Origin of the sequence: Paenibacillus sp. FSL R10-2199, assembly GCF_038000235.1 — a bacterium.
GTDB classification, from domain to species: domain Bacteria; phylum Bacillota; class Bacilli; order Paenibacillales; family Paenibacillaceae; genus Paenibacillus_AQ; species Paenibacillus_AQ phytohabitans.
Genome location: NZ_JBBOBO010000001.1, coordinates 4,136,967 through 4,155,044, shown reverse-complemented (window position 1 = coordinate 4,155,044; position 18,078 = coordinate 4,136,967). Strand labels below are relative to the sequence as shown.

General features: G+C 51.9%; 15 protein-coding genes. 3 read left to right on the top strand and 12 right to left on the bottom strand.

Features of this window, described 5'->3' with window-relative positions; all coding sequences use genetic code 11:
- The first annotated feature begins 137 nt into the window (after nt 1-137).
- From proB to proC, 3 genes are read left to right on the top strand one after another with little or no spacing between them, the layout of a single operon-like run.
- On the top strand, nt 138-1,241 hold the full coding sequence (gene proB / locus NYE33_RS17895; protein ID WP_042138575.1) for a glutamate 5-kinase: 1,104 nt from the start codon (nt 138-140) through the stop codon (nt 1,239-1,241).
- 28 nt (nt 1,242-1,269) lie between these two features.
- The gene (locus NYE33_RS17890) at nt 1,270-2,517 is read left to right on the top strand and encodes a glutamate-5-semialdehyde dehydrogenase (RefSeq protein ID WP_340986343.1); all 1,248 of its coding nucleotides are present in this window, start codon (nt 1,270-1,272) and stop codon (nt 2,515-2,517) included.
- Between the two features lie 53 nt (nt 2,518-2,570).
- A complete protein-coding gene (gene proC, locus NYE33_RS17885) occupies nt 2,571-3,437 on the top strand; it encodes a pyrroline-5-carboxylate reductase (protein ID WP_042138578.1) in 867 nt (288 codons plus the stop codon).
- A gap of 80 nt (nt 3,438-3,517) precedes the next feature.
- Here the strand turns inward: proC and NYE33_RS17880 are convergent, their stop codons facing one another.
- The 12 genes from NYE33_RS17880 to dinG form a co-directional block, all read right to left on the bottom strand.
- A complete protein-coding gene (locus tag NYE33_RS17880) occupies nt 3,518-4,339 on the bottom strand; it encodes an aminoglycoside N(3)-acetyltransferase (protein WP_341066818.1) in 822 nt (273 codons plus the stop codon).
- A 143-nt stretch (nt 4,340-4,482) separates the two neighbouring features.
- Nucleotides 4,483-5,250, bottom strand: a complete 768-nt coding sequence (locus tag NYE33_RS17875) for a DnaD domain-containing protein (RefSeq protein ID WP_042138582.1) — start codon at nt 5,248-5,250, stop codon at nt 4,483-4,485.
- Nucleotides 5,251-5,273: 23 nt separating this feature from the next.
- The gene (asnS, locus tag NYE33_RS17870; RefSeq protein WP_042138584.1) at nt 5,274-6,569 is read right to left on the bottom strand and encodes an asparagine--tRNA ligase; all 1,296 of its coding nucleotides are present in this window, start codon (nt 6,567-6,569) and stop codon (nt 5,274-5,276) included.
- 21 nt (nt 6,570-6,590) lie between these two features.
- A complete protein-coding gene (locus NYE33_RS17865) occupies nt 6,591-7,799 on the bottom strand; it encodes an acetate/propionate family kinase (RefSeq protein ID WP_039308826.1) in 1,209 nt (402 codons plus the stop codon).
- Entirely contained in the window at nt 7,796-8,668 is an 873-nt protein-coding gene (locus NYE33_RS17860) for a 3-hydroxyacyl-CoA dehydrogenase family protein (RefSeq protein ID WP_042138587.1), read from the bottom strand. The genes NYE33_RS17865 and NYE33_RS17860 overlap by 4 nt, the downstream gene beginning before the upstream one ends.
- A 132-nt stretch (nt 8,669-8,800) precedes the next feature.
- A complete protein-coding gene (locus NYE33_RS17855; protein ID WP_171716653.1) occupies nt 8,801-10,303 on the bottom strand; it encodes an AAA family ATPase in 1,503 nt (500 codons plus the stop codon).
- Entirely contained in the window at nt 10,296-10,838 is a 543-nt protein-coding gene (locus tag NYE33_RS17850) for a hypothetical protein (protein ID WP_042138590.1), read from the bottom strand. The genes NYE33_RS17855 and NYE33_RS17850 overlap by 8 nt, the downstream gene beginning before the upstream one ends.
- 525 nt (nt 10,839-11,363) lie before the next feature.
- Nucleotides 11,364-12,131, bottom strand: coding sequence for an aminoglycoside adenylyltransferase domain-containing protein (locus NYE33_RS17845; protein WP_341066816.1), 768 nt, complete (start codon nt 12,129-12,131; stop codon nt 11,364-11,366).
- Nucleotides 12,132-12,442: 311 nt separating this feature from the next.
- Complete coding sequence (locus tag NYE33_RS17840; protein WP_231575172.1) at nt 12,443-12,964, bottom strand: cell wall elongation regulator TseB-like domain-containing protein; 522 nt, start codon at nt 12,962-12,964, stop codon at nt 12,443-12,445.
- A gap of 27 nt (nt 12,965-12,991) precedes the next feature.
- Nucleotides 12,992-14,293: an amidohydrolase gene (locus NYE33_RS17835; protein WP_341068704.1), complete on the bottom strand. Its 1,302-nt coding sequence runs from the start codon at nt 14,291-14,293 to the stop codon at nt 12,992-12,994.
- A complete protein-coding gene (locus NYE33_RS17830) occupies nt 14,280-14,933 on the bottom strand; it encodes a redox-sensing transcriptional repressor Rex (RefSeq protein ID WP_039308806.1) in 654 nt (217 codons plus the stop codon). Before NYE33_RS17830 ends, NYE33_RS17835 begins: the two co-directional genes overlap by 14 nt.
- 219 nt (nt 14,934-15,152) lie before the next feature.
- Nucleotides 15,153-18,011, bottom strand: a complete 2,859-nt coding sequence (gene dinG / locus NYE33_RS17825; protein ID WP_042138596.1) for an ATP-dependent DNA helicase DinG — start codon at nt 18,009-18,011, stop codon at nt 15,153-15,155.
- Nucleotides 18,012-18,078 lie beyond the last annotated feature (67 nt).

The following is an 18,078-nucleotide window of genomic DNA, read 5'->3' as shown; positions in this document are numbered from 1 at the left end:
GTCGGATGAACCCTCATCAATGAAGGTGGTACCGCGGAAGTTAACCAAGCTTTCGTCCTTTGCTAAGTCTAAGGATGGGGGCTTTTTGTCATTTTCGGGCTGACAGCGATTGAAATTTGAGAGGAAAGTGAAAGACAATGACGACAAGAATCGTGGTCAAAATCGGCAGCAGCTCACTGAGCGGCCCTGAGGGCGGATTGAACCGGTCTGCGGTCGCCTTCTTCGCCGCCGAGATTGCCGCACTCCGCAAGCAAGGCTGTGAAGTCCTGCTGGTTACCTCAGGAGCGGTGGCGGCAGGATTCCGTGCTATCGGCTACCCGTCCCGCCCCAAGCTGCTGCACGAGAAGCAGGCCGCAGCAGCGGTAGGACAGGTTATGCTCATGCAGGCTTACCAGGAGGCCTTTGCCCGGCACGGTATTCCTACCGCACAGATCCTTCTGACCCGCACGGACTTCTGCAGCCGCCGCGCCATGAACAACGCCATGATGACTGTGGAGGAGCTGCTCCGGCTGGGCGCTGTACCCGTGTTCAACGAGAATGACACTGTATCGGTGGACGAATTGAAATTCGGTGATAATGATACCCTGTCGGCGCTGGTCGCCAATCTTCTGAAGGCCTCGCGGCTACTGGTCCTGACGGATATGGACGGCGTCTACAGCGGGGACCCGCGCAAGCATCCGGATGCGGTCCGGTATCAGCATATAGAAGAGATTACACCGGAAATCTATGCTATCGCAGGCGGCGCAGGCTCAAGCGTAGGTACTGGCGGCATGCGTTCGAAGATCGATGCTGCCAAGATTGCCACCCGGGGAGGCGTTCCTGTCTTTGTAGGCAGAGTTACGGAGCCTGGTGATCTTTCACTGGCAGCTGAAGGTACTGGCAAAGGCACATATTTTGCCACGACCCTCTCCTCCCTGCCCGTCAAGAAACAATGGCTTGGATTCATGTCCACCCCGCTGGGCTCCCTTTATGTTGACGACGGCGCGGTAGAAGCTTTGCTCCATGGAGGGCATAGCCTGCTGCCGGTCGGGGTCAGACGAATCGAGGGCAGCTTCCATTCCGGAGATGTTGTAGAAGTACTTGGCCCGGATGCCAAACTGCTTGGACGGGGCATCGTCAATTATGATGATACCCAGCTCCGCAGCATCCAGGGCCTTCCCAGCCGCGAGGTTGTCCCAAGGCTCGGTGAGGTGCACCGGCTCGAGGTTATCCACCGCGACGAATGGATTACACTGCGTTAAGCCAACAAAACTTTTAGGGGGAATCGTCATGAGTGAAGTGGTAAACAAAACGACGCTGGCCAAAGCGACCACAGGGGTACTCGCCAGCTTGACTACCGGCCAGAAGAATGAAGCTCTGCTTGTCATGGCCGCAGCCTTGCGCGCCGAAGCGGATTACCTTATTGCCGCCAACGCCGAGGACTTGGAGCGCGGGCGGCTAAACGGCACTCCGGAGTCTATGCTCGACCGGCTGGCACTGGATGCAGGCCGGATTGACAGCATAGCTGAGGGCTTGCAGCAAATTGCCGTGCTGCCTGATCCGATTGGTGACAATCTGGAAAACATCGAACGCCCGAACGGCCTGTTTATTGAGAAGGTCCGCGTTCCGCTTGGCGTTATCGGCATTATCTATGAAGCCCGTCCGAACGTAACCGTTGATGCTGCCGGCCTGTGTCTCAAAACCGGCAATGCCGTGGTCCTGCGCGGCGGCTCATCCGCCCTGTCCTCGAACCGTGCGATTGCAGAGGTTCTGCACCGCGCACTGGCGGGTACAGCAGTGCCGCCTGATGCCCTGCAGCTGATCGAAGATCCGGACCGTTCCTCTGTCGATGAAATGCTGAAGCTGAACGGCCTGCTGGATGTCATCATTCCGCGCGGCGGAAGCTCACTAATACAGAATGTGGTGCTTAATGCCACTGTACCGGTAATTGAAACAGGTGCAGGCATATGCCATACTTATCTGGATGCAAGTGCCGAACCCGGTATGGCTCAGCGGATCAGTCTGAATGCGAAGGCGCAGCGGCCTTCTGTCTGCAACTCCATGGAGACTTTGCTCGTTCACCGTGATTTCGCAGCCAGTCATCTGCCGGCTTTGGCAGAGGCCTTCCGCGGTGTCCATGTGGAATTGCGCGGCTGTCCGGCTACAATCGCTCTTGTCCCTTGGGCTCTGCCGGTTACTCCGCAGGATTTCGCCACAGAATACAATGACTATATTCTCAACGTCAAAATCGTGGACACTCTTGAAGCGGCTCTCGGGCATATCGCCGAGTTCAGTACCAAACATTCCGAGTGTATTGTGACAGAGGATGCCGATAATGCTGCCCGCTTCCTGCAGGAAGTGGATGCCGCCGCTGTATATCATAATGCGTCCACCCGGTTCACTGACGGCTTTGAATTCGGCTTTGGTGCTGAAATCGGGATCAGCACCCAGAAGCTGCACGCCCGCGGCCCGATGGGGTTGCCTGCGCTGACTTCAAGCAAGTATATTATCCATGGCTCCGGCCAAATTAGGGGATAATCAAGTATTCATGCTTCATATGTTAACATAACTTTTTAGGGGGACTACCAGCCATGTGTCAGCAACCATCCATACCACTTATTAATCATAATATCGTTTTTTATGGCGCAGGCTCGATGGCTGAGGCAATTGTGCGCGGAATGATCGCCCGGAACGTAGTGGAATCCGGCAAAATCATCATGCTAAACCGCAGCAGCAGCGAACGTCTGGCCGAGCTGCGCAGCCGTTATGGCGTTCTGGGCTACAATGATCCCGAACAAAAAACAGATGCCCTGCGTACAGCACCCGTAATTGTGCTTGCGATGAAACCCAAGGATGCCGCAGAAGCATTACGTAATCTGGGTCCGCTGCTGTCGCCGGATCAGCTCGTAATTTCAGTGATTGCCGGACTGACAATCCGTACTATGCAGGGTCTGCTGGGTACACAACAGCCTGTAGTCCGCTCGATGCCTAACACCTCCAGCTCCATCGGCCTGGGTGCAACCGGCATAGCCTTCTCCAAGGAGGTTGACGAACCGGGCCGCCGCACAGCCCTTAATATCTTCGAAGCTGTCGGGTTAACGGCCGTTATTGATGAGGAGCGGATGGAAACCTTAACAGGAATTTCCGGCAGCGGACCGGCTTATATCTACTACATGATGGAGGCCATGATTGCCGCCGGCATCCGCGGCGGACTGCCGGTTGAACAGAGCCGCGAGCTTACGGTTCAGACCGTGCTGGGAGCTGCCCGGATGGTGCAGCAGACGGGTGAAGAACCTGCCGCGCTCCGCAAGAAGGTCACCTCGCCGAACGGCTCTACCCAAGCCGCGATTGAAGTGCTGGAACGCGGAGATTTTTTTGAAACGGTCATCGCTGCAGTTAACCGCTGTGCCGAGCGTTCCCGTGAAATGGGATCGGCTTTGGAGAAAGAGCTGCAATAATTCTTTAGCATTTGTTCATGTTACATTAGCCCTATCTCCACAAAATAGCCCGCAGACCGCTTCCCCGAAGCAGCTGCGGGCTATTTGTTGTCTGCCTCCCCCTGCCTATGCTGCTCCATCCAAACCGTTGCCCAATCTACCAATGACCTGAGTTCCATTAATCTTACCTCTGCATTCCCGGCCCGGTGAATCTGCAGATTCACCGCCTGCTCATACTCCTGCCCCAATGGGACAAAGTCACTGTCATCCACTGCCTGTGTCGGGTAAGTTAACCACTTGCGGACACCCTCCACCAGAACAGCACTGCTCTCATTAACCATCTGCTTCCCCGGATAGTCAGCACGGGTCTCGGCCAGATGCAACGATGTATTCTTGTCGTAGCCTACGCCAATCAGAAGAATATGCCCGTTCAGCTGATACAATTTGTCCAGGGGTGAACCGGCGCCAAAGATATTGCTCAGATCATGGTCTTTTACCAGATACTCCGCATGTTTGCCGAGCGCGGCAAAAGAACGGGCCGGATGATCCGACCTGGTGGCTCCCGGCCATTTCCGGAACATTTCAGCCACTACTCCCATCCCGATCGCCGGAGTAACCTCCTTGTCGTACGCAGGCCAATATTTACGGATAAGCGGCCACCACTCCGCAGGCTCTTCCCAGTGCACTCCCGTCTGGGGGTCGAGATTCTTCCAGGTCTGCGAAGGCATCATCAGGGTGCCGTCCACACCGACAAGCTCCAGCAGCGCACGAATTAACGTCTCCGCCCCGCCAATCACGAAACCCAGACGGCTGAGGGATACATGTACTATCAAGCTCTGCCCTTCCTTGATCCCGCAAGCCCTTAATTGTTCCACCAGCTCTTCCTTCGTAAGAATCTGCCTGGGTTCTTTACGTTCGGTCATACGCTCCACTCCCTTTTCTGAACTCAATATATAATACAAAAAGACAACCCCGCAGTAAGCTGCGGGGTTGTCTCCGGTGTACCCTGGAAAGCATTGCCCTTGAATTTAATTCATTCTATGACAGGCATCGTAACGTTATGATTTCATCTTCCGCCGCTGCGGAACTTCTGGGAATAGGCTTTAACATCCTGGGCATTCTTCACCCTGTTGCGGGCCCATTCCAGCAGAATGCGGTCAATATAGCGGAAATGAACTTTCCCGGCGAAGACAGATTCCTTCAGTGCAAGCAGAATCAGCTCTTCGGGATACCGGTCCTCATCGACCCAGCCGGAAATGGACTCACATTCCATCGGAGACAGCGGACGGCCGAATTCCTTCTCGAAAATACTGAACAGGCTGCGGCTCTCCTCGGCTTCCGTGCCCCCCGGCGCGGCCGGCCGGCCATAACCGCCCTCCGGAGCAGGTGATCCGGAATAATGGGCGGCAGCCCGGGAACCCGGCTCACTCTCAGCACGGCTGCGCTTCTCCTGCGAATGCTCTTGCGAGACTTCGGCCAGATAAGCACCGAGCTTGCCATACAGTCCGGAGAAGTTGTAGCGCTCATAATGGATATCGCGCAGCTCGTCGTTGTCTCCGTCGATGCTGATGAATCCTTCCTTCATGAGCTTCTGCAGCTCTCCGGCAATAACCGAGATACTGCGTCCGGTTACGGCCTGCAGCTCCTCAAGCGAAGGGAAATCAATTCCCTCCACTTGCCGGAACGAGAGCAGATGAATCAGCAGCATTGCCTCACTGCCAGTCAGATTCAGCTTCCGGTAATATTTCAAGAGTGCATAAGGAATGACGGCCATTCCGTTCTCCAGGCCGAAGGCTACGCCTTCGCCCCAGGTATTCCATCCTTTTCCGTCCATACTTAAGCCCCCTTTGCCCATCCTTACGGGTAAAGACGGTACAGCGTACGAGGGAAGGCAATCGTTTCACGCACATGGTCCAGACCGCAAATCCAGGCCACGGTACGCTCCAGCCCCAGACCGAAGCCGGAGTGAGGAACAGAACCGTAAGTGCGGAGATCCATGTACCATTTGTAAGTATCCATCGAAAGATTATGTTCCTTGAAACGGGCTTCCAGCAGCGCCGGATCGTCGATACGCTGTGATCCGCCGATAATCTCTCCATACCCTTCAGGAGCGATCATATCCGCGCACAGCACCACTTCCGGACGCTCAGGATGCGGCTTCATGTAGAAGGCTTTGAACGAAGCCGGATAGTGGGTAATGAAGACCGGCTTGTCGCTCATTTCGGCAATAGCCGTTTCATGAGGTGCACCGAAATCATCGCCCCAGGCGATTTCATAGCCTTTTTCATTCAGGAACTTGATTGCATCATCGTAGGAAATACGCGGGAACGGCGCTTTGATGTTCTCCAGCTTCGAGACATCGCGGCCAACCGCCTCAAGCTCGGCACGGCAGTTCGTAAGTACGGACTGCACCACAAAGCTGATGAAATCTTCCTGCACACGCAAGCTTTCTTCATGATCTGTGAACGCCATTTCCGGTTCAATCATCCAGAACTCGATTAAGTGGCGGCGGGTTTTGGATTTCTCCGCACGGAAGGTAGGTCCGAAGGAATATACGCGTCCAAGAGCCATTGCTGCAGCTTCCATGTACAGCTGTCCGCTCTGGGTCAGATACGCATCCTCTTCGAAATACTTCGTATGGAACAGGTTGGTCGTGCCTTCAGCTGACGTTGGAGTCAGAATTGGCGGGTCAACCTTCGTGAATCCACTCTCATTGAAGAATTGCTGAACCGCACGGATAATCTCTGCACGGATCACCATTACTGCCCGCTGCTTGGAAGAACGCAGCCAGAGATGACGGTGGTCCATCAGGAAGTCAACACCATGCTCCTTGGGCGTAATCGGATAATTCTCAGTAAGATGCAATACCTCTATACCTGTAACCGTCATTTCATAACCTGACTGGCTGCGGGGCTCTTCACGGATAATTCCGGTAACATACAGCGAGCTTTCCTGGGTAAGGCTCTTGGCATCATCCCAGACCTGCTCAGGTACTTCCGATTTCACCACAACGCCCTGGATATAGCCTGTACCATCCCGAAGCTGCAGGAACTGAATTTTACCGCTGGAGCGCTTGTTGTTAACCCAACATCCGATAACAACACTCTCTCCAACATGCTCATTCACATTCTTGATTACACTCTTGTTAGCCATGCCTAAGATCTCTCCTCTAATTTAGCCGTTAATTCCTTGCACAATACTGTAAGTATCACGTGCAATGACAAGCTCTTCGTTTGTCGGAACCACAAGCACCTGAACCTTGGAACCAGCCGTAGAGATGCGGCGCGGATCGCCGGAGCGGACCTTGTTAGCTTCTGCATCCAGTTCGATTCCGAGGAACGTAAGATTGTTCAGTACTTTTTCACGCAGCAGGGAAGCATTCTCGCCCACACCGGCAGTAAACACGATTACATCTACGCCGTTCATTGCAGCTGCGTAAGAACCGATGTATTTACGCAAACGGTACTCGTACATTTCAAAAGCAAGCGTAGAATTAGCCTCGCCTTTCTCCGCACCGTCAATAATATCACGCATGTCACTGCTAACGCCAGAAATAGCCAGCAGTCCGCTGTGCTTGTTCAGCATGGAGTTCACTTCACCGACAGACAGCTCTTCCTTGTTCATCACATAAGGAACAATTGCCGGGTCAAGGTCACCGCTGCGTGTACCCATCATCAGGCCTTCCAGCGGAGTCATACCCATGGAAGTATCCACCGACACGCCGCCATCAACTGCAGTCACGCTGGCTCCGTTACCGATGTGGCAAGTGATAATCTTCAGTTCGCCCAGCGGACGGTCCAGATAATCTGCAGCAGCTTTGCTGACGAAATCATGGGAGGTACCATGCGCGCCGTAGCGGCGGACTTTGTATTTGTTGTACAGCACTCTCGGAATGGCATACATATAAGCCTTCTCAGGCATCGTCTGGTGGAAGGCAGTATCGAATACAACAACCTGAGGCACACCTGGCATATTAATTTCAGTCGCTGTAATCCCCATCATAGCAGCCGGGTTATGCAGCGGCGCAAGGTCAAACAGCTGGCGGATCTTCGTCTTCGCATCTGCATCTACAAGTGCGGAAGCCTTGAAGAATTCTCCCCCGTGTACTACGCGGTGCCCTACGGCATTGATCTCGTCGGTGGAAGCAATTACGCCATGTTCCTTGTCAGTCAGACAAGCAAGCACTTTGCGGATTGCCGTGTTGTGTTCAAGAATTTCGCTTACTTCAGTTACTTCCTGTTTGCCGGTTGGCTTGTGGTTCAGAATGGAGGAATCCATCCCGATACGTTCTACCAGACCTTTGGCCAGTACAGATTCATCTGTCATGTTGTACAGCTGGTATTTCAATGAAGAACTGCCGGAGTTAATAACTAAGATATTCATACACGGTCACCATCCTTGTCATACTTGAAGAAGCCTTCGCCCGATTTCGCACCCAGTTGTCCTGCACGTACCATCTTCTTAAGAATCGTGGAAGGACGGTACTTGAGTTCGCCGTATTCACGGAACATGTTCTCAAGTGCAGCAAGAACAGAATCCAGACCGAAACGGTCTGCCATTTCAAGCGGTCCGTTCTGGAACTGGTAGCCAATGCGCATAGCATCATCAATATCTTCAGGAGAAGCGACACCTTCCTGCAGCACATGCATAGCCTCGTTAATGAACAGGCAAATGAGGCGTGAGGTTACAAATCCCGGGGATTCATAGATCATTACGCCTTTTTTCTCAACGATCTCATCAACAAAGGTTTTGGTATCTTCAAAGGTGCTGTCGGAAGTTTTCAATCCGCGCACGATTTCAACCAGATCAACCTTCGCTACAGGATGTATGAAGTGCATGCCGATTACGCGTTCCGGATACATTGTCGAGCTTGCAAGCTCAGTCAAGCTTAAAGTTGACGTGTTGCTGGCAAGGATAATGTGGCTCGGACACACCTGATCGAGCTGATTGAATACCTTCTGCTTCGCTTCCAGATCTTCAACGATGGTCTCAATGACCATATCGCAGGAGCTCAGTTCAGCAAAATGTGTCACTTTTTGGATACGGCTAAGAATCAGTTTCTTCTCCGCTTGGGTAATGGCCCATTTCTCCAGCTGTTTGTCGAGACTGGTCTCGATCATTTCGTAGGAGTAGTTCAGTCTGTCTGCAGTTTTCTCCACCAGCATTACATCCAGGCCCTTGGCTGCCAGCATTTCAGCAATCCCTTGTCCCATTGTGCCACCGCCGATGACACCGATCTTTTTAAAATTCATTTAAAAGTCTCCATCCTTTCAGGTATCTATACTTTTGTATTGTACCTTGTCTGTCGAAAAAAATATGTAGCCCGACATATAATGATATCTTAGCATGTCTGAAAAGTAAAAAAAAATAACCGGCATAAAGAATTATGCCGGTAAAAGGACACTGTCACGAAATTGACAACGAAATTGCTCCCCGGAGAGAACTTCTTCCTTCATTAAAATGTCAAGAGAGTAATCAAATACATTTCTTTGCTTATTCAGCAGGTCATTCGTGCGGACCATTAGCTCATCCAGTATTTTACTATTCTCTTTCATCAGCTCTTCAGTGGTTACCATTTGCAGATTAGCAATCCCGAGGGAGGTAAGTCCCGATTTCATCATTGTTTCGACAATATTCAGCGCCTGGTCAAAGTCTCCGCGTGAACCGGTACTGCGTCCGCCGTAATACATCTCTTCGGCAGCTGCTCCGCCCAGGGCAATCATAATCTGATTCTCCAGATAATCCTTCGTGTACAGATACTGTTCGGTCTGCGGATTATGTCTTACATACCCGAGAGCCTGTCCGCGCGGAGTCAGGGTAACCTGGCTAACGCTACCCGGACGCAGCAGCTCAGCCATAATAGCATGTCCCAGCTCATGAATCGCTACCCGCTGTTTCTCCTCATGATTCGTTTCCCGGTCGGTCTTCTCACCCATCATGACTTTATCAATCGCCATCGAGAGATGACGCTGCTCTACCTGGGTCAGATTCTCACGCATCATGTAAATCGCTGCTTCATTCATCACGCTTTCCAGCTGTGCACCCGAGAAGCCATAAGCTTCCTCGGCGATTTTATCCAAGCTTACCGTTTCATGCAGCGGTTTGTTCTTGGCATGCAGATCGAGAATCGACCTGCGGCCTTTCTTGTCAGGCATGTCCACCTGGATGTGGCGGTCGAACCGGCCCGGACGCAGCAGTGCGGAGTCCAGCATTTCCTTGCGGTTCGTTGCTGCTACCAGCAGAATGCGCGGGGCTTCATTGTTATAGATCCCGTCCATCTCGGTCAGCAGCTGATTAAGCGTCTGGTCGTATTCACGCTGCTGCCCGCCTTCACGCTTGCCGCCGATGACATCAATCTCATCAATAAATATAATGGCACTTTGCTTATTTTCCTTAAGCGCACGGGTACGGGCATCCTTGAACAAATCGCGGACACGTCCTGCACCGACACCGACATACATTTCCACAAACTCACTGCCTGATGCAGCCACAAATACTGAGTTGGTATAATGTGCCGCAGCCTTGGCCATCAGCGTCTTGCCGGTTCCCGGAGGGCCTGTCAGCAGAATCCCCTTCAGCGGGCGAATCCCGAATTTGCTGATTTCTTCATGCCGGATCAGAAAGTCCAGTGCTTCCCGCAGCTCCTGCTTAGCGTTGTCCTGGCCGCCGATTTCCTCAAAAGTCAGCTTGGACGGCCCATTCTTCTTACGTTTCTTATCTGCACCTGCATTTACCGCCAGACCGCCGCGTGCGTGGGCAATAAACAGGAGGGCAGCGACCATGCCGAAGGCAATAATTACAGGGAAAATGTTAATCCCGACAAAAACCATAAAAATCAGCATGACCGGAACAAATCCGGCCAGGACCTCTTTCCAATACTTAGGCATTGTTCCACACTCCCATCGTAGCCGCCGCACGCGGCAGAATGATGAACTTACTCTCTTTACCGTTGCTCAGACTCACATACACATTCTTGTCATCAATTTCCGTTGTTGCTATAACCCCGCTGTACTTGCTGTCTTGCGTCTTCAGACCATCCAGCTTGGCAGGGATTAATGTATACTTCCGGCTCTCCATCGCCTCTGCAACCGAGAACATGGCTTTATCCCAATACTCATCCAACAAAGCGCTGGAGTTCTGTTCGACATCCAATTTGAGCGTGCGGCCGTTGATAGCTGAGCTGCCCTCTTTGGATACATACTGCACGAGCTCACGTAATTTCGTGCCCGGCTGCAAATCAAGTTTCAAAGTGACCTCATTGCGTTTAATACTAATATGGGAATCCTTCACTCCCTCATAGGATGATACAAGTTTTTGCAGCGGCTCCTGCACAGCGAACTGGCGGTACGAATACCAGCCACCGAATAACAATGCAGCGGACAGCAGAGACGTTAGCAGTACAGGCATAAGACGCAGTTTCAAGAAACGTCCTCCTCTCAAAAATGACCGAACATAAATCTATAATAATGACCAATCTAGCGTGTCTAGCGCCCTTCCGAGACTGACATGCTCTTAAGCATGTCCTGATACAAGTAGTAGTATATCACAGGTGTATATACGATTTTACATAAAAGTGTGAATATATTTAAAATTTTTGATACTAATTTCTGGATGTTTCAGTAGATTATCTTTCTTATCGGCAATAAATGTGTACAGAATTAGCTTTGCCGGTAAGGATATCGAAAAAGAGCACCCTGTAGGCAAATAAATGCCTGCGGTGCTCTCTTTTGTAGGACATGGACTTAGGAGTCGCATTAATTCCTCCAGTTCCAAAGCTGAAGGGGCTTTGCCTCTTTATTAAGGTCGACCCTTCAATATAATCCGCCTTTTGCTGGTCTGCCGCTGGCGCGGACTCAGATTCCGTTAATTAACAAATACACCCCATTTCGGGCTTAAATGAACAAGATAACGGAATCTCAGTCCGCTTCACTCATTGTTAGTTTGAATTTACACCTTGGCTTGGTGCTGTCTGATTTCGCCGGCCATGTATTCTGCAAAATCAATTAATAACTCCGGGTCGTAACTGCTGTCACTCGCCACACCGCTATATTCTTCAAGGCAGTGCTTCAGCAGCCCGTGATAGCTGGACGGCAAATGCTGCAGGCCCCACTCCCCGCCTTCCTTTTTGGAAGACACAACTTCTTCCCGCACAAAATACAGCACACGGCACAAATTCAGTGTGTAGTACACTGGAGAAACTATGATTTGCTGAGCAGCATCTCCGATATCACCAAGGATAGAATCGAGGTAGTATTGGCGGTCTACCGGCAGAAACGCTTCGCGGATAGGCTCGCCGTACAGAATAAATCCCCGCTGATAGACTACGGCAAATTGAGCCGCAAGATCCCTGTCCTCAAACCCGCCACACAGATAATGCTCATCATTTCTGTACCGGTCCAGATGAAAGTCCGAGAAGTGAAACTCAAAGGGCGTCGGATGCACAAAGTTCTTCAAATATTTCTTCAATACAATAGTTAGCTCAACCCCGCGCCGGTTCGGCAGACTGTCGTGATAAGCTATCACTTTCTTGGCCAGTTTCCGGCTGACCTCTACAGGCAGCTTGTCGTGTACGACAATCAGCAGATCAATATCACTTTTATCCGGATGAAAACAGCCCATGGCCAGCGAACCGTGCAGATAAATCCCGGACAAATTTGCCCCCAGCTCCTCTTTGAACAACGTTACCGCCTGATCTAAATAGGCTAGAATTTCCAAATTTATGATCCTCCTGAATGTCAATTATGTATGAAGCAGATGCCGGGAATGAATACTTCCGATATGACAATCCGGTATGCATCATCGTATATACTGATTAATGCTATCCAGCTGTCATGCCATCGAAATGGATTCATCTATTCCTCCCCTATTATTAAGCCATAGCTCCAAGTAGGCCACAAGTCCAAGAATAGTTATTGATTGTTCTCTCCCTTGAAGAACCTTTTAAATTACGGCTTATATTAATATAAAAAGCGGGAGAACAGTTCAACTGTCCTCCCGCTCCTGCTGTAGACCATTCTTGCTGCCGCTTACCGGTTGGGCAGGCTGTACCCTTCACCGATGGCACTGCCGTCTGTGAAGCGATAGAAGCTGTAATAGAACCTGCCGTCCTTTTTGTAGAACAGCTGCCAGGCATATTCTCCGTTATACACTCCCGGCAGCAGCCGCTTAATCGTAATACCCGGAAGCTGGGCAGCTATAATATCACGGATTTGCGCCTCAGAAGTCCCTTTGCTGAGCTCCTCCGCGTATAAATCGTTGTCGCCTCCGGCTGGCTGGCCTTCCTTGGTAAAACGGACCCAAACCATCAGCTCGGTTCCTGCATCATTTTTTCCGGTAAGCACCCAGTATATCGCATTTTCATCCCAGACGGATTTCTGTGCTTTGGTTACCTCAGTTAAGCCGGCCCGCGCTCTGGCAATCTCTTTGGCTTCACTCCGCTCGTTCCACTGATCCTTCATAATGTAGGCATAAAACTGGCTTAGTCCGAACAGAAGGAGCAGAACCAGGGAAATCCCCAGCGGAAGCCATTTTCTCCTCTTCTTCAACATGCAGCTTCCTTTCCCTTTAAACCTGTATTACCGTTTAAGCAGTCCCTCGAACGTTTCCTGCGCTTTGCGGCGGATAGCTTCTTCATCTAGTGTCAGGCATTGTCCGTGCTTCACAACCTGTTTGCCGTTCACCCAGACATGCTCCACATCCTTGGCACTGGCTGAATATACCGCATGGGACAAAAGATCGGTATGCGGCAGCAAATGCGGCTGATCAATATCAATCGCAATGAAGTCGGCCTTCATCCCTGCTGCAAGCCGACCTACCTGGTTCAAGAAAATAGACTGTGCACCATATTCGGTCGCCATCAGCAGCGCCTCTGGAGCCGGTACTGCTGTAGGATCACCGCTTACACCTTTGTGGATCAGCGCGGCCAGCCGCATTTCTTCGAACATATCCAGGTTGTTGTTGCTTGCCGCACCGTCCGTACCCAGGGAGACCTTAACTCCTGCTCTAAGCAGTTCAGGAACACGGGCTACTCCGCTGGCCAGCTTAAGGTTGCTGCCGGGATTATGGGATACACCAACATTGTGGCGGGCCAGAATCTCAATCTCTTCATCGTTCAGATGAACACCATGGGCGATCAGGGACGGCCGGGTGAACATACCCAGCTTCTCCAGATGAGCGACCGGACGCAGGCCGTAATCGGCCACATTCTGCTCCACTTCATGACGCGTTTCGGACATATGCGTGTGCATCGGCAGATCCAGATCATGAGCCGCCTGGACAAACTTCATGAAAAACTCAGGAGGACAGGTGTAAGGCGCATGCGGCGAGAGCATTGCAGTAATTCTGCCGTCAGCCTTGCCATGCCAGTTCCGGGCAAAAGCAATCGCCTCCGCCAGCTTGTGATTCTGCACCTCTTCCGGGCACAGGCCAATAACACCGCGCATAAGTACAGCACGGATGCCTGACTGCTCGGTAACCTCAGCAACCCGGTCCATATGGTCATACATATCGAGGAAGGTCGTAGTGCCGCCCTTCAGCATCTCAAGAACGGACAAAGAGGTTCCCCAGTACACATCATCACCGGTGAATTTCTCTTCCATCGGCCACATTTTTTCCTGCAGCCAAGCCTGCAGTACCATATCATCGCCGTAGCCGCGCAGCAGTGACATCGCCGCATGGCCGTGGGTGTTGACGAGACCCGGCATGAACAGCAGCCGGCTGCCGTCAATAACCTCGGCATCCTCTTCAATTACAGGCTTATCTTCACCTATGTAAGTAATAAGATCATTTTCGATGGTCATATAACCGCTCAGCACCGGCTTATCGCTGCCAGGCACCAGAAAACGCCCGTTTTTAATAATGGTTTTATTGCTGCTCATCTTCAGCTTCGTCCTTTCCGTCATGCAAATAATAAGCCAGACTCTGCAGATCCGTAGTGAAATCGGCGGCATGAATCCGGATATTGGCCGGAGTCTTCAGAATGACAGGCGCAAAATTCAGGATCGCCTCAATGCCCGAATCCACCAGAATGTCAGCAACGTTCTGTGCTTCACTGTCCGGAACGGTAATAATCCCGATGCGGATGCCCTGTGCACGGATGGTATCCCCCAGCTCACTCATCGGCTGAACAGTCAACGAGTTGATCTGCTGGCCTACCTTAGGCTCATAAGCATCAAATACAGCTGTAATCTTCATCGTATCCTTCAAGTAAGCATTGTAATTCGACAAGGCGTGGCCAAGATTACCTGCACCTACCAGAGCTACATTAATCTGCTGGTCCAGCTTGAGAATATGCCTGATCTTCTCAATCAGATAAGAGACATCATAACCAATGCCTTTTCTGCCGAAATCACCAAAATAAGCCAGGTCCTTGCGGATCTGGGCGGGGTTGAGATCAAGCTTCTGTCCCAGCTCCTGAGAAGAAACTGTTGAGATTTCACGTTTTTGGAGATCGTTCAGGAAACGCAGGTACACTGGGAGTCTGCGAACGACGGCCTCCGATATTTTATCCGATTTCATGTTTTCTCCTCCTAAAAGTTTTGATAGCATATGCTGCTTGATTCAACTTCGCAAAACTCGCTTCGTAAGCATTCACTTAGGTTTGATAGCATATGCTGCTTGATAAGCCGGTTATAGGAACCGTGCTCCGGGTACTACTGCCCGTTTGGGCAGCAGCAGTGGAGCACGGGACTTCAGAACAATAATTACTTATACATAATATCAACCGGAGACGGATTATTAAACCCCGCCTTCTTCAAGCCATTCTGCAATCCGCGGAACGATCTGATCCGTCAGCATATGCTCCATCTTGGGACCGGGCAGCGAATACAGGAAATACTTCCCATAATAAGATTCGATTACCCTGGTATCATATACAATAACGATTCCGCGGTCCTGCGCGGTGCGGACCAGCCGCCCGAAGCCTTGCTTGAAGCGGATTACGGCCTGCGGGACGGACAGCTTCATGAACGGATTCTTCTTCTGTGCCTGGAGCAGCTCCGACTTCGCTTCAGCCAGCGGATGATTAGGCGGCTGGAACGGAAGTCTGACAATGGCCAGACAGGTCAAAGCTTCACCGGGAATGTCTACACCTTCCCAGAAGCTGCTCGTACCCAGCAAGACTGACGCTGTACTGTCCTGGAAACGCCGGATCAGCTTGCTCCGGCTGCCGCCTTCTACGCCTTGTCCAAGCACCGCGATATCCTGCGAAGCCAGGGCCTCCTTCAGCGGATCATAGACCTGGCGCAGCATCTTGTAGGAGGTGAAGAGCACCAGCATCCGCCCGCGGGTAGCCACGGCAGTTTCTGCCAGAGAATGGACCAGTGTATCCACAAAGCGGGCATCCCCTATGCTTCCCTTGACACTCGGGAAATCACGGGGAATGACAAGCAGTGCCTGCTCACGGTATTTGAACGGCGACGGAAGCAGGGCTGTCATCAGACGGCCCTGCTCTGCAGCCTCACCAAGACCGAGATTATCTATCATGAACTGGAATGACTTATCCACAGACAAGGTGGCCGAGGTCAGGATGATACTCTTCTTCTTGTCGAAGAACAGCTCCCTGAGCTGGGTGCTCACATCCACCGGAACGGCATACATCTGCAGCGATTTGCCGCGGTAATTGCCGCTCCCCTCCAGCCAGTAGACGATATTCTCGTCATTCAGTCCCATAAAGAAACGGATCTGCTCCCGGATGGAGGCCAGGTCCTTGAACAAACCGCCGATATCCGTCACAAGACTGTCCGAAGAGGACTGGCTGTCCGTATCACGCATCTCACTGAGCATTTTATCACCCTTGCGGATGATATCACTCAAGCTGAGATGGAGTGTATTCTCCAGAGCAGCCAGCTCCTCCCACTCTTTGGGCTTCTTGCCCGGCTGCAGGCGTGCGACAAGCTGGCCAGCTTCACCGGCTCCGGCATCGCTGCGTTCAGGCAGCAGGCCGAAGAGCTTGTCGCTAAGTGTATCCCAGGACTCCTTGACGGTAAGCAGATCCGGATAGATCCGGTCGATAACACCGCTCCATTCCGAAGCCTGCTCACTGCCGGACGACTGCAGGGTCTGGCGCAGGGCAGGCAGCTGTCCGCTCCGGCTGTCCTTGTACAGACGGGTGAGCGTATGCGCCACGGTGAAATATTTCATCTGCATTCCGAGATGTTTGCCGGCAATGTCCTCCAGATGATGCGCCTCATCAATGATGAGATGCTCGTAAGCCGGAAGCAGCTGATGCCCGGCCTTAACATCTGCGAATAACTTGGAGTGGTTAGTCACCACCACATCGGAAATCCCGGCTTCATGCTTGGCCCGGTGATAATAACATTTCCGGAACCACGGGCATGAGCGTCCCAGACAAGAATCGGTATCACTGGCTACGGTCTCCCAGAAATCACCGCCGCGCCCGCTTAAGTTCAGCTCTTCATCGTCGCCGGTCTCCGTCTGGGTCAGCCAGACCATCATCTGCGCGGCCGTAAGCGCTTCTTCCCTGGGACTTGTGAAGTCCCTTTTATTAATTCTATGTTCAAACTTACGGAGACACAAATAGTGTCCTCTTCCCTTAAAGATCGCTGCCTTGAACGGAAAGGGCACAACACTCGTCAAAAGAGGGATGTCGCGCTCACGCAGCTGATCCTGGAGGTTGATCGTATGCGTGCTGACCATGACCTTCTGATTACTGCGGACACTGTGATAAATGGCCGGAAGCAGATAGCCCAGCGATTTGCCGGTGCCGGTTCCTGCTTCAATCAGCAGATGCTTATCCTGATCAAGCGCCGTCATGACCTCCTGGATCATCAGTTCCTGGGCTTCACGGCTCTCATATTGCGGAAGGGTGTCCTTCAGACGTTTGGTTACCTCTTCCATATACTCCCCGAAGGTAATATTCTGCAGCGGGTTGTCAGATCCTTCCTCCCGAGGCGGAGCCAGCTCTGCCCAGTCGCCTACAGCAAGGGCCAGCTGCCGGTAGAAGGTCAGGTCTCCTTCCGGCTGGAAGGTCTCCATTTCGCGCTCACGCTGCAGACCATCGAAATACCAGGCCAGGTCACTGTCTTCATCGGCGAACAGCTCATTGAGCCGCTGGATGGTCAGGAGAGGCAGGCTGTCCAGCTCCTCCAGACATTTCAGCAGCACAAGCGCAGTTGCGAGGGCATCACTGTCCGCCTGATGGGGACGCTCATGCGTAAGGCCGAAATGGCTGCTCACGGACCCAAGCTGATACGTGGTCAGCGAGGGAAAGCATATTTTGAGAAAATCGATAGTATCCAGAATCCGGCCCTGAAACGGCAAATAACCGCAGCGGTCCAGCGCATTCTGCAAGAAATGAAAATCAAACGCTACATTATGTCCAACCAGCACAACATCATCGAGCAGCGGCACCAGTTCCATCATCATCTCATCAAGTTCCGGCGCATCCTGCACATCACTGTCTGTAATTCCGGTCAAGCCCGTAATAAAAGGAGGAATGGGTGCTCCGGGCTTGACATAGGAACCATACACCCGGGAGATGGACCTGTCTTCCTCTATAATGGCAAGGCCAACCTGGATGATCTCTCCCACAGATTGGGTTCCCGTAGTTTCAAAATCAAGCACGGCAAATTTCATTATAAGTTCTATTCCCTTTCACTTGAGACTCTTTATCAGCATAACAGAAGTTACGAAAAAAGGCGAT